This is a genomic window from Terrihabitans aquatilis (genome assembly GCF_052542005.1).
The window spans coordinates 602847-628552 of record NZ_JBOCUO010000002.1; the positions used below are offsets into that span (position 1 = coordinate 602847).

26 protein-coding genes are annotated in these 25706 nt (G+C 64.5%); 20 read left to right on the forward strand and 6 right to left on the reverse strand.

The genetic code is table 11. The features are described from left to right. The first annotated feature begins 1 nt into the window (after position 1). From trbK-alt to ACQ6S1_RS08970, 6 genes are read left to right on the forward strand one after another with little or no spacing between them, the layout of a single operon-like run. Positions 2 to 271, forward strand: a complete 270-nt coding sequence (gene trbK-alt, locus ACQ6S1_RS08945; protein WP_445040828.1) for a putative entry exclusion protein TrbK-alt — start codon at positions 2 to 4, stop codon at positions 269 to 271. Positions 272 to 273: 2 nt separating this feature from the next. Next, on the forward strand, positions 274 to 1626 hold the full coding sequence (gene trbL, locus ACQ6S1_RS08950) for a P-type conjugative transfer protein TrbL (protein ID WP_445040829.1): 1353 nt from the start codon (positions 274 to 276) through the stop codon (positions 1624 to 1626). Next, a complete protein-coding gene (gene trbF, locus ACQ6S1_RS08955) occupies positions 1623 to 2312 on the forward strand; it encodes a conjugal transfer protein TrbF (protein WP_445040830.1) in 690 nt (229 codons plus the stop codon). The genes trbL and trbF overlap by 4 nt, the downstream gene beginning before the upstream one ends. After that, on the forward strand, positions 2309 to 3295 hold the full coding sequence (gene trbG / locus ACQ6S1_RS08960; protein ID WP_445040831.1) for a P-type conjugative transfer protein TrbG: 987 nt from the start codon (positions 2309 to 2311) through the stop codon (positions 3293 to 3295). Before trbF ends, trbG begins: the two co-directional genes overlap by 4 nt. Then, positions 3292 to 4458: a TraB/TrbI/VirB10 family type IV secretion system protein gene (locus tag ACQ6S1_RS08965; RefSeq protein ID WP_445040832.1), complete on the forward strand. Its 1167-nt coding sequence runs from the start codon at positions 3292 to 3294 to the stop codon at positions 4456 to 4458. The genes trbG and ACQ6S1_RS08965 overlap by 4 nt, the downstream gene beginning before the upstream one ends. 39 nt (positions 4459 to 4497) lie before the next feature. Next, complete coding sequence (locus ACQ6S1_RS08970) at positions 4498 to 4773, forward strand: DUF2274 domain-containing protein (protein WP_445040833.1); 276 nt, start codon at positions 4498 to 4500, stop codon at positions 4771 to 4773. A gap of 31 nt (positions 4774 to 4804) precedes the next feature. Here the strand turns inward: ACQ6S1_RS08970 and ACQ6S1_RS08975 are convergent, their stop codons facing one another. Further along, entirely contained in the window at positions 4805 to 5830 is a 1026-nt protein-coding gene (locus tag ACQ6S1_RS08975) for a LysR family transcriptional regulator (RefSeq protein ID WP_445040834.1), read from the reverse strand. Positions 5831 to 6142: 312 nt separating this feature from the next. Between ACQ6S1_RS08975 and ACQ6S1_RS08980 the strand changes: the two genes are divergently transcribed. Next, on the forward strand, positions 6143 to 6799 hold the full coding sequence (locus ACQ6S1_RS08980; protein WP_445040835.1) for an RNA polymerase sigma factor: 657 nt from the start codon (positions 6143 to 6145) through the stop codon (positions 6797 to 6799). A 39-nt stretch (positions 6800 to 6838) separates the two neighbouring features. After that, on the forward strand, positions 6839 to 7732 hold the full coding sequence (locus ACQ6S1_RS08985) for a DMT family transporter (protein WP_445040836.1): 894 nt from the start codon (positions 6839 to 6841) through the stop codon (positions 7730 to 7732). A gap of 21 nt (positions 7733 to 7753) precedes the next feature. On the opposite strand, the gene ACQ6S1_RS08990 is transcribed toward ACQ6S1_RS08985, so the two are convergent. After that, positions 7754 to 8665: a Crp/Fnr family transcriptional regulator gene (locus tag ACQ6S1_RS08990; protein ID WP_445040837.1), complete on the reverse strand. Its 912-nt coding sequence runs from the start codon at positions 8663 to 8665 to the stop codon at positions 7754 to 7756. Between the two features lie 917 nt (positions 8666 to 9582). Between ACQ6S1_RS08990 and ACQ6S1_RS08995 the strand changes: the two genes are divergently transcribed. After that, positions 9583 to 9930: a hypothetical protein gene (locus ACQ6S1_RS08995; RefSeq protein WP_445040838.1), complete on the forward strand. Its 348-nt coding sequence runs from the start codon at positions 9583 to 9585 to the stop codon at positions 9928 to 9930. A gap of 69 nt (positions 9931 to 9999) precedes the next feature. Here ACQ6S1_RS08995 and copM (ACQ6S1_RS09000) read toward each other — a convergent pair whose 3' ends face one another. Beyond that, entirely contained in the window at positions 10000 to 10404 is a 405-nt protein-coding gene (gene copM / locus ACQ6S1_RS09000; RefSeq protein WP_445040839.1) for a CopM family metallochaperone, read from the reverse strand. A gap of 208 nt (positions 10405 to 10612) precedes the next feature. Then, positions 10613 to 11065, reverse strand: coding sequence for a hypothetical protein (locus tag ACQ6S1_RS09005; RefSeq protein WP_445040840.1), 453 nt, complete (start codon positions 11063 to 11065; stop codon positions 10613 to 10615). A 317-nt stretch (positions 11066 to 11382) separates the two neighbouring features. Between ACQ6S1_RS09005 and ACQ6S1_RS09010 the strand changes: the two genes are divergently transcribed. The 3 genes from ACQ6S1_RS09010 (at position 11383) to ACQ6S1_RS09020 (ending at position 13898) form a co-directional block, all read left to right on the forward strand. Then, entirely contained in the window at positions 11383 to 11649 is a 267-nt protein-coding gene (locus tag ACQ6S1_RS09010) for a DUF2933 domain-containing protein (RefSeq protein ID WP_445040841.1), read from the forward strand. Positions 11650 to 11671: 22 nt separating this feature from the next. Further along, positions 11672 to 12316, forward strand: coding sequence for a methyltransferase family protein (locus ACQ6S1_RS09015; protein WP_445040842.1), 645 nt, complete (start codon positions 11672 to 11674; stop codon positions 12314 to 12316). A gap of 331 nt (positions 12317 to 12647) precedes the next feature. Next, positions 12648 to 13898 (forward strand): cyclopropane fatty acid synthase, encoded by a 1251-nt coding sequence (locus ACQ6S1_RS09020; RefSeq protein WP_445040843.1) that lies wholly within the window; start codon positions 12648 to 12650, stop codon positions 13896 to 13898. 86 nt (positions 13899 to 13984) lie between these two features. Here the strand turns inward: ACQ6S1_RS09020 and ACQ6S1_RS09025 are convergent, their stop codons facing one another. After that, positions 13985 to 14476 carry a hypothetical protein gene (locus ACQ6S1_RS09025; RefSeq protein WP_445040844.1) on the reverse strand — a complete coding sequence of 164 codons (492 nt, stop codon included), beginning with the start codon at positions 14474 to 14476 and terminating at the stop codon, positions 13985 to 13987. A 4-nt stretch (positions 14477 to 14480) separates the two neighbouring features. Beyond that, the gene (copM, locus tag ACQ6S1_RS09030; protein ID WP_445040845.1) at positions 14481 to 14924 is read right to left on the reverse strand and encodes a CopM family metallochaperone; all 444 of its coding nucleotides are present in this window, start codon (positions 14922 to 14924) and stop codon (positions 14481 to 14483) included. Positions 14925 to 15176: 252 nt separating this feature from the next. Between copM (ACQ6S1_RS09030) and arcC the strand changes: the two genes are divergently transcribed. The 8 genes from arcC (at position 15177) to ACQ6S1_RS09070 (ending at position 25692) form a co-directional block, all read left to right on the forward strand. Further along, on the forward strand, positions 15177 to 16088 hold the full coding sequence (gene arcC / locus ACQ6S1_RS09035) for a carbamate kinase (protein ID WP_445040846.1): 912 nt from the start codon (positions 15177 to 15179) through the stop codon (positions 16086 to 16088). A gap of 21 nt (positions 16089 to 16109) precedes the next feature. After that, complete coding sequence (locus ACQ6S1_RS09040; RefSeq protein ID WP_445040847.1) at positions 16110 to 16550, forward strand: universal stress protein; 441 nt, start codon at positions 16110 to 16112, stop codon at positions 16548 to 16550. Between the two features lie 189 nt (positions 16551 to 16739). Next, on the forward strand, positions 16740 to 18851 hold the full coding sequence (locus tag ACQ6S1_RS09045) for a heavy metal translocating P-type ATPase (protein ID WP_445040848.1): 2112 nt from the start codon (positions 16740 to 16742) through the stop codon (positions 18849 to 18851). 2 nt (positions 18852 to 18853) lie between these two features. Next, a complete protein-coding gene (locus ACQ6S1_RS09050) occupies positions 18854 to 19879 on the forward strand; it encodes a ribose-phosphate pyrophosphokinase (protein ID WP_445040849.1) in 1026 nt (341 codons plus the stop codon). A gap of 29 nt (positions 19880 to 19908) precedes the next feature. Next, positions 19909 to 22278 (forward strand): phosphoketolase family protein, encoded by a 2370-nt coding sequence (locus ACQ6S1_RS09055; RefSeq protein WP_445040850.1) that lies wholly within the window; start codon positions 19909 to 19911, stop codon positions 22276 to 22278. Between the two features lie 8 nt (positions 22279 to 22286). Continuing rightward, positions 22287 to 23645, forward strand: coding sequence for an MBL fold metallo-hydrolase RNA specificity domain-containing protein (locus tag ACQ6S1_RS09060; RefSeq protein ID WP_445040851.1), 1359 nt, complete (start codon positions 22287 to 22289; stop codon positions 23643 to 23645). Beyond that, the gene (locus tag ACQ6S1_RS09065) at positions 23642 to 25171 is read left to right on the forward strand and encodes a thymidine phosphorylase family protein (RefSeq protein ID WP_445040852.1); all 1530 of its coding nucleotides are present in this window, start codon (positions 23642 to 23644) and stop codon (positions 25169 to 25171) included. The genes ACQ6S1_RS09060 and ACQ6S1_RS09065 overlap by 4 nt, the downstream gene beginning before the upstream one ends. Positions 25172 to 25173: 2 nt before the next feature. Further along, the gene (locus ACQ6S1_RS09070; RefSeq protein WP_445040853.1) at positions 25174 to 25692 is read left to right on the forward strand and encodes a cytochrome b; all 519 of its coding nucleotides are present in this window, start codon (positions 25174 to 25176) and stop codon (positions 25690 to 25692) included. The last annotated feature ends 14 nt before the right edge of the window (positions 25693 to 25706 follow it).

A 25706-nucleotide genomic window follows, 5' to 3' on the forward strand; every position in this document is an offset into this window, starting at 1 on the left:
CATGGACGGCAAAGTGCTCACCCGCATCGGTGCGATCGTTTTCGTCTCCATCGCGATGACGGCGGCGGTCATCGATATGGCGCGCCGGGACGCTCCAGCGCCCAACCGTCCACCGCCTGCGATCGGCGCGGATACGCCCCGCGCCGATCCTCTGCGCGAAAGCCTCGTCAGGTGCCAGGGCTTGGGCGAGGCCGCAACTCGCGATCCTGAGTGTCTGAACACCTGGGCCGAAAACCGCCGCCGCTTCCTCGGCCGGACCGAAGGACGCTGAGCATGGAAGGCGCAGGCGTCATCGACCGCTTCTTGCAGGTCTTCACCACATACATCGATAGCGGCTTTGGTTTGCTCGGCGGTGAGGTCGCGTTCATTGCGACCACGCTCATCGTCATCGACGTCACGCTCGCCGCCCTGTTTTGGGCGTGGGGAGCGGATGACGATGTTCTCGCGAAGTTCATCAAGAAGGTCATTTTTGTCGGCGTCTTCGCCTACCTGATCAGCAACTGGCAGAGCCTTGCGCAGATCGTCTTCGACAGCTTCGCCGGACTCGGCCTGCAAGCCTCCGGGACCGGGTTCTCGACCGCCGACCTCATGCGGCCGGGTCGTGTCGCGCAGACTGGACTCGACGCCGGCCGTCCGCTGCTCGAATCCATCTCCGACCTCATGGGCTATTGGTCGTTCTTCGAGAACTTCCTGCAAATCATTTGCCTGCTTTTCGCGTGGGCCCTCGTCTTGCTCGCCTTCTTCATCCTGGCGATCCAGCTCTTCGTCACGCTGATCGAGTTCAAGCTGACCACTCTCGCTGGCTTCGTCCTCATCCCGTTCGGACTGTTTGGGCAAAGTGCGTTTATGGCCGAGCGTGTCCTGGGTAACGTCGTCAGCTCCGGCATCAAAGTGTTGGTCCTGGCCGTCATCATCGGCATCGGCTCTACACTGTTCGGCGAGTTCACCGCCGGCTTTGGCGGCGAGCAGCCGACCGTCGAGGACGCGATGGCGATCGTCCTGGCGGCGCTTTCCCTGCTCGGCCTGGGCATTTTCGGGCCAGGAATCGCCAACGGTATCGTCAGCGGCGGCCCGCAGCTCGGCGCGGGCGCGGCCGTCGGGACCGGCCTTGCAGTAGCCGGCGCAGGGGTCGCAGCAGGTGGCGGCGCGATGCTCGCCGCTCGCGGTGGCGCAGCCGCTCTTTCTGGTGGCGCCGCCGCCGCGCGTGGAGGAGCTGCCGCCGCAGGCGGCGCCGCTACGGCCTATACCCTCGGCTCGGCCGGACAGAGTGGGGCTGCCGGCATCGCATCCGGGCTCGGCGGCGTCGCGCGCGCCGGCGGCAGCGCCACGATGGCCCCCGTCAAGCGCGCCGTATCCCGCGCCTCCGAGTCCATGCGCTCGTCCTACGCCGCCGGCGGACGCTCCGCGATGGCCGTAACCGGCGGCAGTTCCTCGATGGGAACGATCGGGGGAGAGCCCGGAGCACCCGGTTCCTCGTCCACCGGGGGCCCGCCCGCCTGGGCTCAGCGCATGCGCCGCAGCCAGGCGATGAGCCATGGCGTCTCCGCGGCCGCCCATGCCGTCCGTTCCGGCGACAGCCACGGCGGCGGCGCCTCCATCAGCCTTTCGCAGAGTGACCGCACATGAACATCTTCAAGCGACCTATGACCCGCTACGGCAAGACACCGGAACCGGAAACTCCCTATCAGCGCGCCGCTCAGACGTGGGACGACCGCATCGGCTCAGCCCGTGTGCAAGCCCGCAATTGGCGCTACATGGCCTTCGGTTGCCTGATCCTGTCGGCGGGCTTCGCCTCGGCCCTGGTCTGGCAGTCGGCACGCGGCACCGTCGTGCCCTGGGTGGTCGAGGTGGACGGCCGGGGAGAGGCCCGTGCCGTCGAACCCGCTGTGGCCGACTATCGCCCGACCGATCCGCAGATCGCGTTCCACCTTGCGCGGTTCATCGAGCAGGTCCGGGGCCTGCCCGCCGATCCCATCGTCGTCAGGACGAATTGGCTGCGCGCCTACGATTTTACCACCGACCGCGGCGCGATCGCGCTCAACGACTACGCCCGCGCCAACGATCCGTTCACCCGCGTCGGCCGTCAGCAGATCAGTGTCGAGGTGTCCAGCGTCATCCGGGCCTCACCGGACTCGTTCCGCGTCGCGTGGACCGAGCGCCGATTCGAGAACGGCCAGCTCGCCGGCACCGAGCGATGGACCGCGATCCTGACCATCGCGATTCAGGCGCCGCGGGATGCCGAGCGACTGCGGCGCAACCCCTTGGGAGTCTACGTCAATGCAATCAACTGGTCTCGGGAGCTGGGGCAATGAAGCAACCCACCATATTCGCGCATGGTCGCCGGGCCGCGCGCGCCAGTATCCTCCTCGCGGCGCTCATGTCGGCTACGGCGCTTGCCGGCTGCGCAACGGCGCCGCGACCGCCGCAGATCACCTACGACGCCGATGTGCCGCCGCTGGCCGTGGTGCCGGCCGCCATCACCGACGAAACACCCCGGCCGATCCACGTTCCTCCTGCATGGACACCAGGGACAGGCGGGTCGCCGGCCTCGACGCCCGCCGCCCGCGTCGAAAACGCCAATCTCGCCGCGCGCGTCGAGCCACGGCGCGAGGGCTACTACAATGCGATCCAGATCTACCCCTGGTCTGAAGGCGCGCTGTATCAAGTTTACGCCGCGCCCGGCCAGATCACGACGATCGCACTCGAGCCGGGCGAAAGCCTGACCGGAGCCGGCCCCATTGCGGCTGGTGACACGACCCGGTGGATTATCGGAGACACTGAATCCGGGTCCGGCGCAAACCGCCGCGTGCATGTTCTTGTCAAGCCCACGCGGCCCGACATAACGACCAACCTCGTCGTCAGCACCGACCGGCGGGTTTACATGATCGAACTTCGTTCTGGGGAAACCCCCTATATGCCGGCAGTCGCGTGGGCCTATCCCACGCCCCCGGCGTCGCAGCGCCAGGCAGTGCCGGCCGCGCCGGTCATCCCGGCTGTCGCCGCGCGCAATTACCGCTACGGCCTCACCGGCGACGCGCCGCCCTGGCGCCCGATCTCAGTCTACGACGACGGGAGACGTGTCTATATCGAGTTTCCGCGCGGAATCGTGCAAGGCGAGATGCCCCCGATCTTCGTCATCGGCTCGGACGGGCAACCGGAAATCGTCAATAGTCGCGTCCACAACAACGTCCTGATCGTGGATCGCCTCTTCGGTGCGGCTGAGCTGAGGCTTGGCAGCGGCGATCGCCAGCAGGTCGTGCGGATCGTCAGGACTGACGGGAGGCCGACGACATGACCGTCAACGAGACCGGAAAGGGGGAAGGGATGGCGGCGACGGAAACGGCGGCATCCATGCGGCTGCGGGGCGACGCGCCGAGCGTCACGCGCGTCTCGCGCAAGGTGCTCACCGGGCTCGGCCTCATCGCCGGGCTCGGCATCGGCGGCGCGCTGATCTATGCTCTCCAGACCGCCGATCGCCAACGGCAGGGCGAGGAGCTGTTCACCACGGACCGGCGCCAGACCGCCGACGGCTTGCAAGGACTGCCATCCGACTACACCGGCATCCCGCAGTTGGGGCCGCCGCTGCCCGGCGATCTGGGCGGGCCGATCGTGCGTTCTCGCGAGGAGGGCCGCCCCATTCCTGCCGAGACCATGCCCGTGCCGCAAGCGGACCCGGAGGAGCAGCGACGGCTTGCGGAGATGGAAGCCGCGCGCATCAGCCAGCTCTTCTTTCAGACCCGTTCGGACGGCAGCTCCGGCCTGCCGACCTTCCAGCCGAACCTCGGCGGTGCGCCCGGCACGACAGCGGCCGGCACTCAGGACAGGCATCTGGCTTTCCTCAACGCCGAGGTCGATCGGCGCACCGTGGCGCAAGATCGCGTCGCTGCACCGGCATCGCCCTACGTGCTCCAGGCCGGATCAGTGATCCCGGCGGCGCTCATCACCGGCATCCGATCGGACCTGCCGGGCCAGATCACGGCACAGGTTACGCAGCACGTCTACGATTCGCCCACCGGAAGTCTGCTGCTGATTCCGCAGGGGACCCGGATCATCGGTCAGTATGACGCGGGCGTCACCTTTGGCCAGCGCAGGATACTATTGGTTTGGAACCGGCTGATCTTTCCGAATGGCCGCTCGATCGTTCTCGAACGCCAGCCTGGCGCTGACACCGCCGGCTATGCCGGCCTTGAGGATCAGGTCGACTATCATTGGTGGGATCTGGCGAGGGCCGCCGGGCTGTCCACGTTGCTCGCTGTCGGCACCAACCTTGTCTCAAGTGACGAGGACCGGCTTATCCAGGCAATCCGTCGGGGCGCTGGCGACACGATCAACGACGCGGGCCAGCAGATCATCCAGCGCCAGTTGCAGGTCGCACCGACGCTGACCGTTCGTCCGGGATTCCCGATGCGCGTCGTGGTCACACGCGATCTCGTGCTTGAGCCCTACGCTGCACACTGACGCGGCCAGAACGAACCCAAGAGCCACAGGAGGCGCGCCATGTCCGAACTAAAGCTGGGGCCGCTCCCCAAAGTCCGCTACGTCCGCAGGACCATCATGCTGCCGGAGCCTCTGAGCGAGGAACTTGAGGAATACGCCGCAGAGCATAGTCGGCTCTACGAGCCGGTTGACGCCATCGCCCTGATCCCGCACATGCTGGAAGAGTTTCTGCGCTCGGATCGTGGCTGGCGCACCCGCCGGGCCAGGAAAGACCGCGGCGATGATCGCTCGAAGCCTGTTGCCGACCTTTCGCGGCGACACGAACCGGGCGCGTGAGCGCAAAAGGCATGTTTCCGGAAATCGTCGGCTAGGGCTTGAGCCGATCTCGTCCGCCAACGTTCGGGCGTTGCGCCCGAACCGTAAGCGCCTTCCCGTGACGGGAGCGGCCAGCGAGCAGATAAGCGACCGACACGAAGCGGCGCAGTGCAGGGTTGTCGTTGTCCGGAGACCAAACAGCACTGAACGGGACAACATCCTCGCATGCGGTAAGCGGCCGAAAGACCAGGCCGGGCCTGCGCACCTCTGTCCATACCGACGAAACGAGCGTGATGCCTTGGCCGAGTGCGACGAGGCTCATCAAGGTCTCCTGAGAGCAGGGTTTGTGCTCCACTCTCGGATAGGTGCTGTAGTCGGCGACTCGTCGCACGATGTAGTCGTGAACCTCCGGGCCTGGCTCACGTCTGGTTACGATGAATTGCTCGTCCCGCAACATCGGCCAATCGAGGCGCTCGAAGCCCGAAAGAGGATGGCTGACCGGCAGCGCCACGTGAACCCGCTCCTGCCACAGTTCGGCGCTCTCGCAGTCGGGAATCTCCCCGCTTCCAGAAAAGAAGGCGACGTCGAGTTGCCGAGAACGCAGGGCCGCCACATGATCCCGCCGACCGCCATCGTAGACTTCGACCGCCACCTCTGGATGCTTCGACGAATAGTCGAGCAACAGATTTCGCATGAACCCGCCCGCTATCGAGACGATGATGCCAACCCGAACGGTGCCAGCAGCCACACGGCCGGCGGCGCCCGCCGCTCGAAATGCTGAACCGATTTGTCTCACCGCTGGAACGACCTGATCCAGAAAGTGGGCGCCAGCGTCCGTCAGTCGAACCCCTGACGAGCCTCTCTCAAAGAGCGCGACCCCGATTTCGTCTTCGAGGTCCTTCACGCCTCGGCTCACGCTCGACGGGTGTGCATCGAGAGCTTCGGCGGCGCGGCGAAAGCTCAGATACTCGGCTGCTGCCAGCACGTAGCGAAGTGCGCGAAGATCGAGGGGAGGGCTCTCGTCTGAGTGCCCTTCATTCCGGACTTGCATTTGCCACTCGCGCCGATCGTCGTTCATGCTCCCGCCTCCTTTCCAGACGCAGATCCGTCAATCGGCCGCCATGGCAAAGGGTGGTCAGCTTCCGACATGCGCTCGGGAGAATTGTCCGCAAAGCTGTTCTCACTCGCACGGAACGAGCGTCGACGATCGCCTTCATTCAGCCGGTGCTGGAACCTGTCGTGCGGTTTCCGCCACATCGCTAAGCAGGTTAAGATTCGGCTGACGAGAAAATCTTGATCTGGATTAAAGACTTACGAGCCTGAAGCTTCACCTTATTGGAACGAGCTTCAGCATCCGAGCAATTCCGGATTTGCTGCCGAGAAGGAGAGTATGGTGGCCCGCGACGAAGATCACGAAGTGCCTGAAGGGCCCTGGGAAGGTGAGACCGCGAAGCCTCACGACGCGGCAGTGCAACGAGCACTGGTCGAGGCACAGCAGACGATACTGCATTTTCTTCAGAACCGCCTTCGAGACCGGGACGAGGCGGAGGAAGTGCTTCAACGCTTCTCCCTGCGCGCACTGGAGCGAGCCTCGCAGCTCCGTGACGTTCGCACCGTGCGCGGTTGGCTGGGCAGGATTCTCGCGACAACGATCGTCGACCATCAACGCGATGTGATCAGGCGACGCCAGCGCGAAGAAGAGCTGGACCCCGAAACTCTGGAAAACGCGGAGGCCGAGCCCGACCCCGAGATGGATGCCGCTATATGCAACTGCCTCTATCGTTTGCTGCCGACGCTCAAGGCCGAATACGCCGACATCATCTGGCGCGCGGACATTCTGGGCGAGCCCCGTGACCGGCTCGCAGCAAGCCTTGGCACGTCGCTGAACAACGTCACCGTGCGGCTGCACCGCGGGCGTCGCGCATTGCGCAATCGCCTGGAGGAGATGTGTCGGACCTGTCCCATACACGGCTTCCTCGACTGCCATTGCGAGAAGGCGGAGAAATTTAGAGTGGAACACGCCGCCGTGGCGGGTCGCGTGAAATGAAGGCAGCGCTTCGCAGCAGCTCCGTCCGGTGACGGGTTCATGCTCACTCGCTCGATACCAATCCTCATCCTGGTCGCCTTTCTCAACGCGCTCTGCTTTCCGCTTGTCACGCTCGGCCTGGAGCACGCGCCTCACATCACCTTCGCCACGCTGCGGGCGATGATTGCCGGCCTCTCGCTAGCTATTATCGCGGCCATCCTCCGACGTCCGATCCCTACGGATGTCGGATCGTGGATTGCACTGTGTGCGATAGGTCTGGGAGCGACCACCTTGGCTTATTTCGGAATGTTCCGCGCTGCGGAGTTCGTATCGCCGGGCCTCGCGACGATTCTGACCAACACCCAGCCGTTGATCGCTGCGGTGCTCGCGTTCGGGGTTCTTTCCGAACGATTGCGACCAGCGCAATACATGGGCCTGGGGATCGGCTTCCTGGGGATCATCACCATCGCGATGCCACAGCTTGGTTTCGGGGATGGCTTCGGGGAGGTTGCGGCCCTGTCCTACGCTCTCCTCGCCGCTGCTGGGCTTGCGGTCAGCAACGTGGTGATGAAAACAATCCGCGGCAGCATCGATCCTCTCGTCGCAATGGCTGCGCAACTCCTCCTCGGCGCGTTGCCTCTTGCGATCCTGGCGCTGCTGACGGAGCAGCCCTCCGAGATCCACCTTTCACCCGGCTTTGCGCTCACGCTGGTCTTGCTGGCACTCCCCGGAACAGCCCTGTCATATTGGCTTTGGTTCTGGGTGCTCGAACGGATTCCTCTCAGTTACGCCAACGCCTTCACGTTCCTTACGCCCGTGCTGGCCCTTCTGATCGGTGTCATCGCGTTCGATGAGCAGATCGGACCTCTGTTGGTGTCGGGTCTCATTCTGACTTGCATCGGCGTCGTGATCGTCCAACGGAACAGTCGGGGCCAAATCGCTCCGACCGCCTAGTTCAACCACACCTGCTGCCCTTCAAGGCGATCGTCGCTGAAACCACGACATGGCGGTCTGCGGATCGACGCCGGCGACCTCGATGAGCCGATCGGGGTCCAAGATCCGGAGCCGCCGATAGTGGAAATGGACGATCTTCTCCTTGCGGAGCGTGCTGAGCACGCGGTTCACATGGACGAAGGTTAGTCCCGTCGCGTCCCCGATCTGCTCCTGGGTCAGCGGGATCGCCATTTCCTCGATACGGTCGCCCGGCCATTGGGCGCGATAGCGCGTGAACAACTCCAGGAGCAGGTGCGCCACGCGCTCGCGCGCCGTCCGGCGTCCGATGCTGGTCATATGGTCATAGGCCATTGACGTATCGCGTGCCAACGCGCTCGCCAGCCGCATGCTCAACTCCGGATCGTCCCGCGAGGCCGCTGCCAGCACGCTGTTCGGGATGACGGAGACGACCACTTCGGTCAATGCCTGCGCGCTGTAGCTGACCTGGGCGCCCTTCGACGTTGGCATTCCCATCACCGCCCCAGGCAGCGCGAAGTGGACGATTTGCCGTCTTCCGTCCTCCAGTAGTGTGTAGATCGCAACCCAACCCGAGAGCAGGTTGAAGATTGCGGTATTGGTATCACCGATACTGAACAAATCTCGGCCAGCCGCGATCTTGCGGTCACCCTTGCGGTGCCGCGGAAGCAGGCGATAGGCATCGGTTGACGGCGGCAACCCCGTCGCCGGAGCCCAGGTCTGGCCGACATTTCCGTCACCCTCGCGCTTTGGGCGCCTGCTCAACTCACCGAGCGCAACGCCCGGAGGGCGCTCCGCTTCCCGTGTCACGAATCCTCGAAGAAATGGTCTGCTCCGTCCGCGTTCAAAATCGTCCCATTCGTCGCGGAAGAGCGACCGGGCTGCCTCTTTCGATAAGGACGCTCGATCCCAGCTCATATTACACCTCCGGGCGCACGGCCCGTTCCGGCGGCTGCATTCCGCAGCCAGCAACTGTCCTGAAGAAGAGCCTCGCTCCGCCGTAGCGGCGCCTCCAACGCGTCCTCCGCCAGCTCCCCGAACGGGAGAGCGGGCACGCGAGCGTGTCGGCGTGGTCAGGGCACGCGAGGCAACGACCTAGAGGAAGCTGAGGCGCGGGACCGGAGGGTCTCTGCCGAGGATGATCGATCGGAGGCAATCATCACGGAGACCAGGCATGGCGGACGCTTCGAGGGGTCTCCACATGAACTCGCCGCGATAGTCTGGCAGCGGCAACTTGCAGGGTGCGCACACCATGGTGCAGCACGACAGTCGGGAGGAGCAGTCGTTGGCGGGAGTCGCTGCGGTCAAAACGACATCTGCCACAGCGGCCGGCTGGCTGATAGATTGAAGCGGAACGAACCTGGCTTCGTGCGCGGACGCTGGCTCCCCTTGCATCAAAAAGGAAACCGTGCAGACGACCAGCAATGCCAGAAACCTTAGCATTTGCTTGTTCCGCTCCGTTGACGACCCAGCGCCCCTTCACGCTCTATCCGGCGGGGAGTCTACCCCATCGCCCTTGGCGCGCAAGATCACGCCCCCGCACTACACGACAATACCGCTCGGGGCGCCTTGATCGAGATCAACCGTCTTCGCCATCGGCTGACAGCCCAGCGAAAGGCTCCCATCGCCGTGTGCAGACGAGCAGTCGACCATCGCTCGCCCGTATGCCAGACTTGCTTGGTGTCGAATACCGCTCGCACGGCCTGCCCGTCGATTGCGAGGTCAAAGGATGAGCTTTCGTTGCCTCACTTGATCGAGATTAAAGTGCGCGGCAGCCGGGGCGATGATAGTGACGGTTCAGTGACAAGTCCGACTGACTTCTTCACGGCCCAGGAATGGCATCGACAGCCTCGCCCTCTTCTGATCGAAAGCATAGCGTCGCGCTACTCGTCGCCCGCGACCGCCGAAGGTATGCGCTGAGCCCGTTTTTCGCCAAGAGCGATGGGCTCCTCATAGTCGATCCCGTGGAGCGGCGACGGCGGTATCGTGCCAACGCTGCCCGGACGAACGAGTCCGCGTGCGACCTTATCCTGGCCAGCGGAGTAACGCGTCTCATTTGCGGCTATGTGGCCGTTCCCGACCGTGACAGGCTCCGGGCCGCCGGGATCGACATCCGCCTCGGCTCGTGCGCGCGCACCGTCAACGATCTCGTCACCTCGTTCGACAGTCTGCCGGCCGCATGAGGCCAGCGACCCCGGAAAACGACAAGGGAGGCGCCAACCCGCGCCTCCCTTTCATCCTTGCATCCGCGCTTATTCGGGCGCGTTCGCGCGAAGCCATTCCTCCAACTGGGCGATCTCGGCCTCCTGCGCCGAAACGACATCCTCGGCGAGCTGACGGATTTCCGGATCGGACCCGTGCTCGAGGACGACGCGCGCCATGTCGATGGCGGCCTGGTGGTGCGGGATCATGCCGCGGGCGAAATCCACGTCCGGATTGCCGCTGTAGTCCATGGTCGACATCGCGGCGTGCATCGTCTCCATCGCATCGACGTAACCGCGAACCGCCGGATCGGCATCGGGCGACACGGATGTCTCGCCTGCGGCCGGGCCACCGTGCATCGTGCTGTGGTCGGCCTGCGACCATGCCGGGATCGAAGCCGCGAAGCCGAGACCAGCCGCCACGACCGACGTAATCATAAGTTTCTGCATTTTCATGGGACGTTCCTTTCAGTGTGGTTCTTTTCCCGACAGGTCTCGCACCGGATTGTCGGCACAGTCTGCGGGATCAGTCTCCACGGCGATCCGGTTGACTCTTTAACCGAGATCAAGAACGTTGCTACGAACTGACCAAACTCCTCGACGCTTCACCGATCCGGTCGAGGCGCGCGGGTTGAGGGCAAGCGTTACGGCCTCACGGTCGTCTTCATGCTGAGCTGGTCTGCCGTTTTCCTGCTTTGTCCAATGGCTGTTCGACCTCGGAATGCTGCCCACGGAAATCGTCTGCCGTCTCCCGCGCCATCGAGGCACAGCACCCATGCACACCTTGCGTCACGTCGGAGAAGCGCTTCGCGCGATGCGAAGCACTTTCGTGAAGGACGGCGGAGAGCTGGGACTGCGCGGCTAGGAAATCACTCGGGTTGCGACAAAGCATGAATGCATGAAGCGATTGGCCAAGGCGGTCGCCGCGCTCGACGCCCGATTTCATCTCGGCTTCGTAGGCTTCGGCAAAGATTGTCTGTAGCTCGGTGGCAAGAGCCTGCCATCGCTTGAGGCTCTTTTCGATCGCGCCGGGGTAGGCCGCCGAGGGGAGGCCCCACCGAGCGATGACTGCGTTCAATCGTTCGGTTCCTGACGTCACACCGTCCTTCGTCTCCACGGGCATTTTCCTGTCTCCATACTGCTGGCGAGGATGGTTTGCGTGGCCGATCGGCATCGTTCGCAGTGGCCACACCAAAGCAGCTTAGGGCTGAGGCCAGACCGCGATCTTTAATCCAGATCAAGCGTCAAACGGTGTCGAAGGCGCCCGGAATCCGCCTCGGAACGCTTCGAGGCGGGTTGCCGGGATCGCGGCGAAACCGGCCAAAACTATAACCGAGATCAAAGTCTCCATGCGCTCGCCTGCTCATGTTGGATCATCCCGAGCCCCACCATGACCGGGAACGCGCACACTATTTCCAGGAAGGTCGAAGGATCATGGCACCGAGCGAGAGAAATCACGATCACGACGATCAACCGCCACGGCGCAGCCCAGCCACGACCATCGCGCTGTGGGGCTTTCTTGCCATTGGCGCCTTCTACCTCATCGCCGAGCATCGTGCGCACCTGCTCGGGTGGCTGCCATGGCTTATCATCCTGGCGTGTCCGCTGCTCCATATTTTCATGCACCGAAGCCACGGTGGCCACGACCATGGCGGAAGCTCGTCTTCGAGGCGTTCTGACAATCCTCCCCACAAACATTAAGCATCCAGGGAAGCACGAAGACATGCACGACGACGTTCAAGCTTACGGGCTCTGGTCGCTGGTGTTCCTCAACTCGGCCGTGTTCATCTTCTTCGCATTCAGCTTCTTCAAGCCGTCGACAACTCGCGACTGGCGTTCTTTCGGCGCCTACAGCGCGTTCATCGTCGCATTGTTCACGGAGATGTATGGGTTTCCGTTGACGATCTATCTCCTCTCGGGCTGGCTACAGACGCGCTATCCCCAGATCGACTGGCTATCCCACGATGCCGGCCATCTTCTGGAGACGCTGCTTGGCTGGCGGCTAAACCCGCATTTCGGACCGTTCCATCTTCTGAGCTTCGTGTTCATCGGTGGCGGGTTCATGCTGATCGCCTCCGGGTGGAAGGTGCTCTACGAAGCTCAGAAGCAAGCCGTGCTCGCGACCACCGGCGTCTACGCCTGGGTCCGTCATCCCCAATATGTGGGCTTCGTCCTCGTGATGTTCGGGTTCCTGCTCCAGTGGCCGACCCTCCTGACCGCCGTTATGTTCCCGATCCTCGTCTTCATGTATTGGCGGCTTGCCCGCCGGGAGGAGCAGGAAGTGCTTGCTCAGCACGGGGAAGCATATGCGCGCTACATGCGAGACGTGCCGGGATACTTCCCTCGTTTAACCCCACGGCCAGCTTGACGGGAATCCAGCGCCTTCCATCAGTCTCGCCAGGCGAGCAGCCGTAGTGCGTTAAAGACGACGATCAGCGTCGAGCCCTCGTGAAGCGCGACCGCCGGCCCGATGCCGAGGCCGAAGATCGTCGCGGGCACCAGGAGCGCGACGACCCCGAGGCTGATGAAGACATTCTGCCGGATGATCGCGCGGGTGTGCTATGAGACCTACTAAGAACAGCGGTAGGGCTCGATACCCACAGCCCCTCGAACTGATTGATCCACTTTAAAGTCTGAATATTCGGCCTCGCGCCATTGTCGCCTTGCTCTGGTTTTCTCGCAAAGCTCGGTATCGACACGTGGACGCAATTCTGTTTGGAACGCTTGATCGTCTGATCAAAAACGGCTCACTTCAGCTCACAACAGCCCGAGGCAACACCAAGGTCTTCGGGGACGGCAGCGGTCCGCCCGTTTCGGTCCGCTTTGCCTGCATGGCCGCGCAGAGGCGTGTGCTTGCGGACCCCGAACTCCGGCTCGGAGAAGCTTACGCCGATGGCCAGCTCTCGATCGAAAACGGCACCATTGCCGATCTGCTGAATCTTCTCCTGTCGCAGGGCGAGGCCCTCCAACGCCGGTTTACGTCGCGACTGCTATCTGGAACCCGGCTCGCGCTGCGTCGTATCCTTCAACGCAACCTCCGAAAACGGTCCAGGCGGAATGTCGCTCACCACTACGACCTTGACGGGCGCCTATACGATCTGTTTCTCGACGAGGATCGGCAATATAGCTGCGCCTATTTCGCGGAGTCGCACCTGACGCTGGACGAAGCGCAGACAGCCAAGAAACGGCATATCGCCGCAAAGCTTCTCGTTGAACCTGGCGCGTCGGTTCTCGACATCGGCTGCGGATGGGGAGGACTATCGCTCTTCCTGGCCGAGACCTATGGCGCTCGCGTGACCGGCATCACCCTTTCAGAAGAGCAGCATGGATATGCACGCCAACGAGCGGCGGCGGCGCCTCACGGCGACCGGGTGAATTTCCAGCTTTGCGACTACCGCGAGGTCGAGGGGAGGTTCGATCGTATCGTCTCGGTCGGCATGTTCGAGCACGTCGGCGTCAGCCACTTCGGCACATTCTTTCGCAAGTGCCGTGATCTGCTTGCCGACGACGGCGTTCTATTGCTTCACTCGATCGGACGGGGCGACCAGCCAGGTTTCACCAATCCATGGATTGCAAAATACATCTTTCCTGGCGGATACATTCCATCCCTGTCCGAAGTGCTTCCGGCCGTGGAAAAGTCTGGACTTGTGGTCACCGACGTTGAGATCCTGCGACTTCACTATGCCGAAACGCTACGCCATTGGCGGGAGCGATTCCTTGCGCGGCGCGACGAGGCGGTCGATCTCTACGACGAGCGCTTTGCGCGCCTTTGGGAGTTCTACCTTGCGGTCTCGGAAATGGCGTTCCGGTATCAGGGTATGATGGTGTTTCAGATGCAGATCGCTAAGAGGCAGACGAGCGTTCCGCTGAAGCGCGATTACATCGGCGCGGAAGAGGCCCGTCTTCATAACTCCAGCTCCGATACCGGAGTGCGAACGAGTGCGGTGTAGGCAAAAGCCATTCTAGCGGCCGCAACGGTGCGACCTCTGCCCCTTCCGCTCCGGGCTTTGCCACTCTTGCCCTCCGGCAAACGCGACTACGGATGATCGCTGGAAAATGTGAGGTGGGTCGGCCGGTCCCGGTCGGGGATCGAAATCGACAATTCGATCTCATAACGGCTGCGGCCAGGAAAGTTCGCGAAGCCGCCATACGTGATCGTGCCGGCGATCGACATCGGTTCCAGATCGATCCGCTCATGGCTGACATGGCCGAGCGAGGAGACCGTTGCCACGATCTCGGCGTTTTCGATCCGGTCGCTCGTCCGAGTGTCGAAGACGGCGACGACGATGTGCTGAGGGTGCCGTCCAGCGGGTGCTCCGCCGTGCATCGCGCCTTCCTCATGGTCGGAGGGATGGCCGCGAACGACAGAAGCCGGCATGATGCCCACATACACCGAAAGCCCATCGGCCGATTGGTAGCCGTCGTCGGCCGACGCCAAGCCTGCCGACACGAGAAGCGCGCCGAGCGTTGCGGACAGGGTTCGCCCGGCGAACAATCTCCTCACCGTTGACGGCTTGCGCTTGACCATCTCGCTATTCACCGCGATCAGACAGCCACGCCCGCATCGCGTCGATCTCGGCCTGCTGGGCGTCGATGATCTCCTGCGCCCATTGGCGGCTTTGCTCGTCCTCACCGAACTCGAGAGCCGCACGGGCCATGTCGATCGCGGCCTGGTGATGCGCGATCATGCCCTTGACGAACGCGACGTCGGCGTTCTCTTCCTGCATCGCCTCCATCATGGGCGCGTGCATGCCCATCATAGCGCCCATATAGGCTCGTGAGGCTTCTGGCATCGTCGCCATGCGCTCCGCCATCATGCCTTCCATCATCTGCATCATGGGCCCGGATGGCTGAACGGGAGCGGGCTCGGTATGCTCACCATCTCCGTCCGGGTGGTGGGGATCGGTTTGCGCCATCACGCCGATCGGAAGGATGGCTAGCCCAGCGACCAGGGCCATTCGTCCAAAGAGTTGCATCGCGACATCTCCTAGTTCGCACGCCTCCCACGGAATGTTCAGAGAGAAGCACGTCGTTCCGGAAACTAGCGGCCGTCGTCGTGCCAAGACTTGATCTGGATTAAAGAATACGCACTCGCTGCGATCGACACTTTCGCTCCAGCAACATGCAGTTCCGGGCGGTCCCCAAGATGGGGAGAACAGTCGAGTCCGGTCCGCCTTTCGCACCAAGCGCGGTGCGCGGCGGCATGGTTTCGAGGATGGGAGCGATACATGCGGGTCGTCGTGGCGCTAGGCGGAAACGCGCTCCTCAAGCGCGGCGAGCCGATGACGGCGGACGTCCAGCGGGCCAACGCGCGCACGGCGGCCCGCGCGCTCGCCGATCTTGCTCGCGAGCACGAGATCGTCGTTGCTCATGGAAGCGGGCCGCAAGTGGGTTTGCTCGCTCTGCAGGCGGCGGCCTACAAGGAGGTCCCGCCTTTTCCGCTCGACATTATCAGCGCCGAGAGCATCGGCATGATCGGCTATCTCATCGAGCAGGAGCTGGCCAACGTGTTGCCGGAAGGAACGCGCATCGCGACGCTGCTGACCCAGATCGAGGTTGACCGCGACGATCCAGCCTTCCAGCGGCCCGAGAAGCCGATCGGGCCGAACTACGGGGCGCCGGAAGCCAAACTGATCGGGGAACGCAACGGCTGGCCGCTTGTCGAGGAAAGTCCCGGCAAATGGCGACGCGTAGTCGCCTCGCCTTTGCCCGGACGCATCACCCAGATCGAAACGATCCGCCTTCTGGTGGAAAACGGTGTGATCGCGATTTGCGCCGGGGGCGGCGGGATTCCCGTGATCCGCAACAAGGAAGGCGACCTCGTCGGCGTGGAGGCCGTGATCGACAAGGACCGTGCCGCCGGACTCTTGGCTGAAGAACTGTCCGCCGACGCCTTCCTGATGCTTACCGATGTGGACGGCGTTTACGAGGGATGGGGCACTGAGCACCAGCGTCGGATCGAGCGCGTCCGCCCCGACGAGATCGACCCGACAGACTTCCCGCCCGGCTCGATGGGCCCCAAGGTCGAGGCGTCGGTCGCATTCGCCTCGGCGAATGGGCGGATCGCCGGAATCGGCAGGCTCGAGGATGCCCGCGCGATCCTCGAACGGCGCTGGGGCACAACATTCTCCCTGCAATGAAAAAGAACGGATACCAACGCGATGTATAAGCACATCCTCATCACCACGGACGGATCAGAGCTTGCCCGCAAGGGCGTCGACCACGGACTGTCACTGGCCAAGAACCTTGACGCGAGGGTTACGGTTGTGACGGTCACCGAACCATTCCCGATCTATGCCGGGGAGGGCTGGGCCCTCGGACCGGGTGACTTCGAGCGCTACGATGCGGATCAGGTCAAATTCGCCCATGAACTTCTCGACCCCATCAAGGCTGATGCCGCAAAGCTCGGGGTCGCCTGTGAGACGCGCCACGTTCCGGGCCGTCGACCCGCAGAAGCCATCCTCGACGTCGCCGCGGATCAAGGCTGTTCGCTGATCGTCATGGCTTCGCACGGCCGGCGTGGCCTGGGCCGGTTGTTGCTCGGCAGCCAGACCGGCGAGGTGGTCAGCCACTCACCGATTCCCGTTCTCGTGGTGAGATAGCAGTCGTCTCACCACCCGCCTCTCGCCATCAGTCGGCATGGTCAAGACTCCCGGTGGAATGTGCTCCGCGCCGATGGAGACTTTAACCTCGATCAAAGATTCGGTGCCGGGAACGGGCGAGGCTCCGGACGGAAACAACACACCAGTTGCGCTCTCAGCATCGCCGCGACCAGACCAAGGACAGTCCTGATGAGTTCTCCCCATTCCCACCACGGCCATCAGAACCATCAGACGCATGCAACCGGGCATCGCGGGGGAGACGATTACTATGGCGACCCGAAGATCGTGGCCGCCGCCGGGTCAAGCCATTCCGAGCACGCGGGCCATGGTGGGCACGACCACGCCGCGATGGTCGCCGATTTCCGCCGCCGCTTCTGGATCACGCTGGTCCTGACCCCCCCGATCCTGCTGCTGTCGCCGATGATCCAGCACTGGTTCGGCATCGCCGAGGCATTGGCCTTTCCGGGCGACCGCTATGTGCTCTTCGTCCTTTCGACCATCGCCTACGTCTATGGTGGCTGGCCGTTCCTGACCGGCTTCAGCTCCGAGCTGCGCAAGGGCCAGCCCGGAATGATGACACTCATCGCGCTGGCGATATCGGCGGCCTACTTCTTCTCAGCCGCCGTCACCTTCGGCTTTCCCGGCGAGGAGTTCTACTGGGAGCTGGTGACGCTGATCGCCATCATGCTGCTCGGCCATTGGGTCGAGATGCGCTCGGTCATGGGCGCCTCGCGCGCGCTCGAGGAGCTGGTGCGGCTTCTTCCCGACAGCGCGACCAGGATCGATGCTGACGGCACGACGCACGAGGTTGCAATTTCGGCGCTCCAGCCGGGCGACCGCGTATTGGTGCGGCCCGGCGCCAAGGTTCCGGTCGACGGCGAGATCGTCGAGGGATCGTCCGGCTTCAACGAGGCGATGCTGACCGGCGAATCCCGCCCCGTCACCAAAGGCGTAGGCGCGACAGCCATAGGTGGGGCGATCAACGGGGCCAATGCCGTCACCATCACCGTTACGGCCACGGGCGATGCGACCTATCTCGCGCAGGTCATCGATCTGGTGAAGAAAGCGCAGGCGACCCGCTCGCGCACGCAGGACCTGGCCAACCGCGCGGCCTCGTGGCTGACCTATATCGCCCTCACGGTCGGGTTCGGAACGCTCTTCATCTGGTGGTTGGTGTTGGGTGCGCCCCTCGCGTTCGCGATGGAGCGGATGGTGACGGTGATGGTGGTGGCCTGTCCGCATGCGCTCGGGCTCGCCGTTCCGCTCGTCGTGGCCGTCAGCACCTCGCTCTCAGCCAGCAATGGCCTTTTGATCCGCGACCGCGCCGCCTTCGAGCGTGCCCGCAATCTCAACGCCGCCGTCTTCGACAAGACCGGCACGCTGACCGAAGGCCGCTTCGGCGTCAGCGACATCGTGCTGCTCGGCGATGGCGAAGAGAACGAGGAACTGGCCTATGCGGCAGCGGCCGAGAGCCAGTCAGAGCACCCGATCGCCCACGGCATCGTCGCGGAGGCGAAGGGCCGGGATCTGACGGTTCCGAAGGCGAGCGAGGTCAGCAACATCACCGGCGAAGGTATCGTCGCCAAAGTCGACGGCCAGGACATCCGCATCGTCAGCCCCGGTCACCTTGCGCGGCAGGGCAACGCGATCGCTCACGACAGCCTCAAGCGGCTCGAAGGACAGGGCAAGACGGTGGTTGTCCTTGTCCGCGAGGGCACGCCGCGCGCGCTGTTCGCGCTCGCTGACATCGTCCGCCCGGAATCGAAGGAAGCTATCGCCGAGCTTCAATCGCTCGGCATCAGCTCCGTCATGCTCACCGGGGACGCCGAGGGCGTCGCGAAAGCGGTGTCGGAGGAGCTTGGCATTACCGAGTATTTCGCGGAGGTGCTGCCCGATCAGAAGTCTCAGAAGATCGAGGAGCTGCAAGCGCGCGGGCTCTCCGTTGCCATGGTCGGCGACGGCGTGAACGACGCGCCGGCGCTGGTCGTGGCCGATCTCGGGATCGCCATCGGTGCGGGCACCGACGTAGCCGTTGAATCGGCCGATGTCGTGTTGGTCAGGAGCGACCCGCGTGACGTCGCTGCGATCCTCGGGCTCTCGCGCGCCACCTACCGCAAGATGGTGCAGAACCTGATCTGGGCGACCGCATACAATGCCGTCGCCATTCCGATGGCGGCCGGCATCACCTTCGGCACCGGCTTCATGATGACGCCTGCTGTGGCCGCCGTTTTCATGTCGGCCAGCACCGTCATCGTCGCCATCAACGCCCAGTTCCTGCGCAACTACAGGCGGAAGGGCTGACGATGACGGACGAGACGCCGGAAAAGAGCGGCAGACTGATCCTGCCATTGCCCGGAAACGAAGGGTTCGCGCGGCGGCTCGCCGATGCCGGCGGATGGGAACTCGGCGCGCTGGAGACGAGACGCTTTCCCGATGGCGAGACCTATGTGCGCATCCTGTCGGATGTGAAGGAGAAGGCGGTCGATCTCGTTTGCACCCTGGCCAGGCCGGATGATGGCTTTCTGCGCCTGATCTTTACCGCCGATGCCGCCCGCGATCTCGGTGCGCGGCAAGTGAACCTCATAGCTCCATATCTCTCCTACATGCGGCAGGACCGACGCTTTCAGCCGGGCGAGGCGGTGACATCGAAGAGCTTCGCGCGCCTGGTCTCGTCGAGTTTCGACCGGCTGGTGACGGTCGATCCGCATCTCCATCGTTATCCGACGCTGTCGGCGCTCTACACCATTCCGACCGATACGCTGCACGCAGCTCCCTTGCTTGCGGACTGGATCGCAGCAGAGGTCGAAATGCCCTTGATCGTCGGCCCCGACGAGGAAAGCGAGCAATGGGTCTCGGCGATTGCCGAGCGGATCGGCGCCCCGCACGCGGTCCTGCGCAAGATCCGTCATGGCGACCGCAATGTCGACATCGCCCTGCCGGACCTGTCCGAATGGCGCGGACGAACGCCGGTGCTCGCCGACGACATAGCAGCCTCGGGGCACACATTGATCGAGGCGGCACGGCAACTCCCGCTTCAGGGTTTCCCTCGGCCGGTGGTCGCCGTGGTGCATGGCCTCTTTGCGGAGGACTCGTTCGCGCGGCTCGCGCCGCTATGCGATCGGGTGGTCTCGGCCGACTCGGTTCCCCATGAGAGCGACGTCGTCAGTCTCGCCCCTCTGGTCGCGAAGGCGATGGCCTCCGCAGACACCAGCGACGGCGACCTCGTGCGGCATCGCCGCCCACCGGAGCCGCGCGACGAGGTGGAGCAGGCGGGCTTCGATTCCTTTCCCGCCAGTGACCCTCCGTCCTGGACAGGCGGCGTGAGCTGACGAACGAGAAGACCGAGAGCGGCGACGATATGAGCGAAACGACTACGACAGCTTTCGAGATATGGCGAAAGGGCTATGGCCCGATCGAGCACAACAACGAGACGTTGGAGCAGGTCGCAACCCTGGCCTCGTCCGGACGGATCGACCCGGATGCCCTCTACCGCATCCTCTCTGCCGCCGACCGTCTGACATCCGCTGCCATGTGGACCGTCGTTCACATGACCTACGCCCGCCGCGTCGATCTTTCCGGCGCGCCGCTGCCGGCCGAGGCGTTCAAGCCGACGCCGGAGGGTCACACCGGCGGCTCTCTCAACATGGTGCCCGCCTTCGTCGGCTACCTTGCGGCCAACGCGATTACCGCGAGGACGCGCGCCTGGATGATGGGTCAGGGCCATTGCGTGGCCGCGATCGAGGCGGTCAATGCGTTGACCGGCGACGTCTCGGACGCCCAACGAGGCCGATATGACCGCAGCGAAATCGGTCTCTCGCAGCTCGCGGCCGACTTCTATTCCTATGCGATCGACGCGGAGGGGCGCGCCGCGGTGCCGCTCGGCAGCCATGCCGGACCGAATACCGCCGGCGCGATCTCGGAAGGCGGCTATCTCGGCTTCGCCGAGGTGCAATACGTCCATGCGCCGCTGCCGGGCGAAAGCCTCGTCGCCTTCCTGAGCGACGGGGCGTTCGAGGAACAGCGCGGCTCGGACTGGACGCCGCGCTGGTGGCGGGCGAACGATTCCGGGCTTGCCGTTCCGGTGATGATCCTCAACGGCCGGCGGATCGAGGAACGCGTCCAGATCGCGCAGCAGGGTGGCGCCGGGTGGCTCGCCGACCATCTGAGGCTCAACGGCTTCGATCCCTTCATCGTCGATGGCCGCGATCCTGCCGCCATCGCCTGCGCGATCATAGAGGCCGAAACCCGGCTCGAACGTTTTGCGGCCGATCCCGGCCGGACCTATCCTGCGCCGATCCCCTACGTCATCGCCGAGACGGTCAAGGGCTTCGGCTTCCCCGGCGCCGGCACCAACGCCGCTCACAATCTTCCGCTTGGCGGCAACCCCGCACATGACGAGCAAGCTCGAGCCGCCTTCAATGACGCGGCCCGCGCTCTGTTCGTTGCGCCCGATGCGATCGAGCGCGCGGTCGGCGAGATCGCGTCCCATGACTGGCAGGGCCGTCAGCGCGAGAGCCGGCACCCGCTCGCCACGCGCAATCCGCCCGCGCCCGACCTGCCGGAGCCGCAATGGACCGCTGCGGGCGATCCGCCCGATTGCGCCATGCACGCGCTCGACCGCTTTTTCGTCCGTGTTGTTGAAGCCAACCCCGGCTTGCGTCCGCGCGTCGGCAATCCCGACGAACTGCGCTCAAACCACATGGGCGCCACACTCGACAGGCTGCGCCATCGCGTGAACATCTCGGACCCGGGCGTCGCCGATGCGATCGACGGCGCGGTCATCACCGCGCTCAACGAGGAAGCCGTGGCGGGAGCCGCGCTCGCCAACAAGGGCGGCATCAACCTGATCGTCAGCTACGAAGCCTTCGCGATGAAGATGCTCGGTGGCCTGCGGCAGGAGATCGTCTTCTCTCGGCGTCAACGCGAGACCGGACAAGAACCGGGGTGGATCTCCGTGCCCCTCGTCGTCACTTCACACACCTGGGAGAACTCCAAAAACGAGCAGTCGCATCAGGACCCGACGATCGGCGAGGCGCTGTTGGGTGAAATGTCCGACACTTCCCGCGTCCTGTTCCCGGTCGACGCCAACACCGCGATGGCTGCGCTCCGCTCGGTCTATGACGGCCGCGGCCAAGTTGCGTGCCTGATCGTCTCCAAGCGCGACATGCCGCACCGCTTCGACGCCGGAGCGGCTGCACGCCTGGTCAGCGAAGGGGCGGCGCATATCGAGGGGGACGCGGCGAGCGCCGAGCTTCAGATCGCCGCCATCGGAGCCTACCAACTCGAGGAGGCGTTGAAGGCCGCTCATCGTCTCAAGGCCCACGGGCGTCGCGTCCTCGTCACGGCCCTGTTCGAGCCGGGCCGCTTCCGTGTCCCCCGCGACCCGATCGAGGCCGACTTCACGGTGAGCGACGAAGAACTGGCCGCGCTCTTCCCGAAGGGCATGCCGCGCGTAGTCGTCTCGCACACCCGACCGGAACCCATGCTCGGCCTGCTTCGGCGACTGGATGGTGGGCCCGAAAGAACGGCCGCACGCGGTTATGTCAGCCGAGGGGGCACGCTCGACGTGGCCGGGATGCTGTTCGCCAATCGCTGTTCCTGGGCGCATCTGATCGACGCCGCCGTCCCGCTTGCCGGCTGGAGCCGTGACGATTTTCTCGCGCCCGCCGAGCGGGACGCCGTGGACGGTCGCGGCCATCCAGGCGACATCGCTGCATTTACCATCTGAAGGCCCTCATGCTCACGCTCACCTCTCTCGGCGGTGCGGGCACTGTCACCGGATCGAAACACCTTCTCACCAACGGCGACAACCGCATCCTGATCGATTGCGGGTTGTTCCAGGGTCTCAAGAACTTGCGCGAGATGAACTGGGAGCCGTTGCCGATCGCCCCGTCTAGCATCGACGCGGTGGTGCTTACCCACGCCCATCTCGATCACTCCGGCTACCTGCCGAAGCTCGTCCGCGACGGCTTCAAGGGGCGCATCTATGCCACAGCCGCGACGCGCGACGTGGCCGAGCTGATCCTCAAGGACAGCGGCTACCTCAACGAGAAGGACGCCGATTACGCCAACCGCAAGGGGTTTTCGAAGCACAAGCCGGCCCTCCCGCTCTACGGCGTCCGCGATGCCGAGCGCGCGATGGAGTCCTTCTATACCGTGCCGTTCGACACTGCCGTCCAACTGCCGAGCGGCGCGACCCTGACGTTCCGCCACGCGGGCCATATCCTCGGCGCGGCCAGCGCGGACGTCGAATGGAGCGGCCGCCGCGTGGCCTTTTCGGGCGACCTCGGCCGCTATGGCGACCCAGTGCTTCCCGATCCGGCTTCCATTCCGCAAGCGGACTTTGTCGTCGTCGAATCCACCTACGGCAACCGCATCCACGATCCCGTCGAAACGACCGACGCGTTGGGCGCTGTCGTCGAACGCACCGTCAAGCGCGGCGGCACAGTCGTCATACCGGCCTTCGCGGTCGGCCGCGCGCAGTCTCTTCTCTATCACCTGTGGAAGCTGAAATCGGCGGGGCGTCTGTCCAGCATTCCGATCTATCTCGACAGCCCCATGGCGATCGACGCGACCGACCTCCTGCACGCCCACAGCGACGATCATCGCCTCAGCCATGATGAGTGCGCCGCGATCTGCAAGATCGCCACCTACACCCGCGACGTGGAAGACTCCAAAGCGATCACCGCGAGCGCCTGGCCGAAGGTGGTGATTTCCGCCAGCGGCATGGCGACCGGCGGCCGCGTGCTCCACCATCTCAAATCCTTCGCGTCCGATCCGAAGCACACCATCCTGTTCTCCGGCTATCAGGCGGCTGGAACGCGCGGTCGCGCGATGGTTCAGGGCGCGCGGGAGATCAAGATCCATGGACACTGGGTGCCCGTGCGCGCCGAGGTCGACGACCTCTCCGTGCTTTCTGCCCACGCGGACGCCGACGAGCTGATGCGCTGGCTATCCGGTTTCCAGCATGCGCCTTCCCGCGTCTTCATTGTCCATGGCGAGGACGAAGCGTCGGAAGCCCTGCGCGTCCGCATCGATCGCGAACTGGGCTGGAACGCCACCGTGCCACGCCAGAAGCAAGCGTTCGACCTATGACCGCGCTCCTTTCCCTTCCCGGTCCTGAGCAACCCACGCTGCGCGCTCGGCGTCTGGCTCTGCATACCCAGCATCAGCCCGTCGTCGTCATGCGTTCCGACTGTCACGTCTGCCGTGCCGAAGGCTTGTCCGCGCGCGCCCAAGTCCTCGTCACCAACGGAAAGGGACAGGTTCAGGCAACGCTGTTTCAGGTCGATGGCGATGCGTTGCTCGGCCACGACGAGGTCGGCCTGTCCGAAACAGCCTGGAACCTGCTCGGCGTCTCCGAGGGCGACGCCGTTCGCGTCACCCATCCTCCGGCACTGGAATCGCTCGCCAGCGTGCGCCGGCGCATCTATGGGCATCGGCTCGACGGCCATGCCTTCTCTGCAATCGTCAGAGACGTCGTTGCCGGGCGCTACACGGACGTCCACCTCGCAGCCTTCCTGACCGCGAGCGCGGCCCTGCCGCTCGACGAGAACGAGACCGCCGATCTGACCGGGGCCATGATCGCGGTCGGTGACCAGATGCAGTGGGATGCCCCTGTGGTGGTGGACAAGCATTGCGTCGGCGGTCTGCCGGGCAACCGCACCACGCCCATCGTCGTGGCCATCGTCGCGGCGAACGGCCTGCTCATGCCCAAGACCTCCTCGCGCGCCATCACCTCTCCGGCCGGAACCGCCGATACGATGGAGACGCTCGCGCCCGTCGATCTCGACCTCGCCACGCTGCGGCGCGTCGTCGAGGCCGAAGGCGGCTGCGTCGCCTGGGGCGGAGCCGTGCATCTGAGCCCGGCCGACGACATCTTCGTGCGCGTGGAGCGCGAGTTGGACGTCGACACCGAAGGCCAGCTCATCGCCTCGGTGCTCTCAAAGAAAATCGCCGCTGGCTCCACCCACGTCGTGATCGACATTCCGGTCGGACCCACGGCGAAAGTTCGAGACGAGGAGACGGCCGCCCATCTTGCAGCCCGCATGAGCGCGGTCGCGGGCCGCTTCGGTCTTTCCGCAACGTGCGTCCAGACCGACGGGTCTCAGCCGGTCGGCCGCGGCATCGGTCCCGCCCTCGAAGCGCTCGACGTCCTCGCTGTGCTGCAGGATGCGCCCGACGCTCCGGACGATCTGCGCCGCCGCGCGGCCATGTTGGCCGGCGCTGCGTTGGAGATTGGCGGCAAGGCCGGCAAGGGAGAGGGTCTGGCGCTCGCGTTGGACACGCTGGCCGAAGGTCGCGCATGGAAGAAGTTCGCGGCGATCTGCGAGGCGCAGGGCGGACTGCGCACGCCGCCGAGCGCCTCTCACATTCATCCCCTGGTCGCTTCACGTGCCGGACGTGTCGTTCACGTCAACAACCGCAAGCTCGCCCGGCTTGCGAAGCTCGCGGGCGCCCCCGACGCCAAAGCGGCCGGCATTCACATGGAGGTCCGGCTGGGCGACGAGATCGACCGGGGACAGCCGCTTCTCCACGTCCACGCCGAGACGCCCGGCGAGCTGGCCTATGCTCTGGACTATGCGGCGCAGGCCGGCGACATGATCGAGATCGAGCCTTGAGATTGTCGGCGGCGACCGAGCAGCAAGATGCCCGGTCTCGCACCGGATACAGCATCCAGCAGCGCGCAATGCATTGGGCCGTGCTCGCCCTCTGCCTGGTTCAGATTCCGACCTCGTGGGCGATCCGGCGCACTCATTTGGCCCATCCGCCCGCCCAGCCGGACCCGTTCGATCTCTTCCTCCATGAGGTTCATGCCTGGAGCGGCTGGCTCATCCTGGCTTTGGCGCTGGGTCAGCTCGGCCTCCGCCTTGTTCTCCGTCGACCTGCATACCCGGACAACCGATCGGATCTGGAGCGCTGGGTGGCTCATGCCGCGCATTGGGCACTCTATGGCCTGCTGATCGCGCTGCCGGTCACCGGAACGGTCGCGATGTATGTGAGCTTTCGCGTCGCTCCAGCCCATAGCCTGCTGAGTTGGGCTCTTCTCGTCCTCGTCTCGATCCACGTCACGGCCGCTCTCTGGCATCATTTCTACCGCCGCGATGACGTGCTGCGTCGCATGATCGGCGGCGCCCGATGACCCGGCTAGGAACA

Bases quoted from the DNA above. Each gene is read 5' to 3' on its own strand.
- ACQ6S1_RS09010 (WP_445040841.1), top strand. From the start codon at position 11,383: ATGGCACCGAGCGAGAGAAATCACGATCACGACGATCAACCGCCACGG.
- ACQ6S1_RS09050 (WP_445040849.1), top strand. From the start codon at position 18,854: ATGACGGACGAGACGCCGGAAAAGAGCGGCAGACTGATCCTGCCATTG.
- ACQ6S1_RS09040 (WP_445040847.1), top strand. From the start codon at position 16,110: ATGTATAAGCACATCCTCATCACCACGGACGGATCAGAGCTTGCCCGC.
- copM (WP_445040845.1), bottom strand. From the start codon at position 14,924: ATGCAACTCTTTGGACGAATGGCCCTGGTCGCTGGGCTAGCCATCCTT.
- ACQ6S1_RS08975 (WP_445040834.1), bottom strand. From the start codon at position 5,830: ATGAACGACGATCGGCGCGAGTGGCAAATGCAAGTCCGGAATGAAGGG.
- arcC (WP_445040846.1), top strand. From the start codon at position 15,177: ATGCGGGTCGTCGTGGCGCTAGGCGGAAACGCGCTCCTCAAGCGCGGC.
- ACQ6S1_RS08985 (WP_445040836.1), top strand. From the start codon at position 6,839: ATGCTCACTCGCTCGATACCAATCCTCATCCTGGTCGCCTTTCTCAAC.
- trbG (WP_445040831.1), top strand. From the start codon at position 2,309: ATGAAGCAACCCACCATATTCGCGCATGGTCGCCGGGCCGCGCGCGCC.
- ACQ6S1_RS08990 (WP_445040837.1), bottom strand. From the start codon at position 8,665: ATGAGCTGGGATCGAGCGTCCTTATCGAAAGAGGCAGCCCGGTCGCTC.
- ACQ6S1_RS08970 (WP_445040833.1), top strand. From the start codon at position 4,498: ATGTCCGAACTAAAGCTGGGGCCGCTCCCCAAAGTCCGCTACGTCCGC.
- ACQ6S1_RS08980 (WP_445040835.1), top strand. From the start codon at position 6,143: ATGGTGGCCCGCGACGAAGATCACGAAGTGCCTGAAGGGCCCTGGGAA.
- ACQ6S1_RS08965 (WP_445040832.1), top strand. From the start codon at position 3,292: ATGACCGTCAACGAGACCGGAAAGGGGGAAGGGATGGCGGCGACGGAA.
- trbK-alt (WP_445040828.1), top strand. From the start codon at position 2: ATGGACGGCAAAGTGCTCACCCGCATCGGTGCGATCGTTTTCGTCTCC.
- ACQ6S1_RS09055 (WP_445040850.1), top strand. From the start codon at position 19,909: ATGAGCGAAACGACTACGACAGCTTTCGAGATATGGCGAAAGGGCTAT.
- ACQ6S1_RS09015 (WP_445040842.1), top strand. From the start codon at position 11,672: ATGCACGACGACGTTCAAGCTTACGGGCTCTGGTCGCTGGTGTTCCTC.
- ACQ6S1_RS09025 (WP_445040844.1), bottom strand. From the start codon at position 14,476: ATGGTCAAGCGCAAGCCGTCAACGGTGAGGAGATTGTTCGCCGGGCGA.
- trbL (WP_445040829.1), top strand. From the start codon at position 274: ATGGAAGGCGCAGGCGTCATCGACCGCTTCTTGCAGGTCTTCACCACA.
- ACQ6S1_RS09045 (WP_445040848.1), top strand. From the start codon at position 16,740: ATGAGTTCTCCCCATTCCCACCACGGCCATCAGAACCATCAGACGCAT.
- copM (WP_445040839.1), bottom strand. From the start codon at position 10,404: ATGAAAATGCAGAAACTTATGATTACGTCGGTCGTGGCGGCTGGTCTC.
- ACQ6S1_RS09065 (WP_445040852.1), top strand. From the start codon at position 23,642: ATGACCGCGCTCCTTTCCCTTCCCGGTCCTGAGCAACCCACGCTGCGC.
- trbF (WP_445040830.1), top strand. From the start codon at position 1,623: ATGAACATCTTCAAGCGACCTATGACCCGCTACGGCAAGACACCGGAA.
- ACQ6S1_RS08995 (WP_445040838.1), top strand. From the start codon at position 9,583: ATGGCATCGACAGCCTCGCCCTCTTCTGATCGAAAGCATAGCGTCGCG.
- ACQ6S1_RS09060 (WP_445040851.1), top strand. From the start codon at position 22,287: ATGCTCACGCTCACCTCTCTCGGCGGTGCGGGCACTGTCACCGGATCG.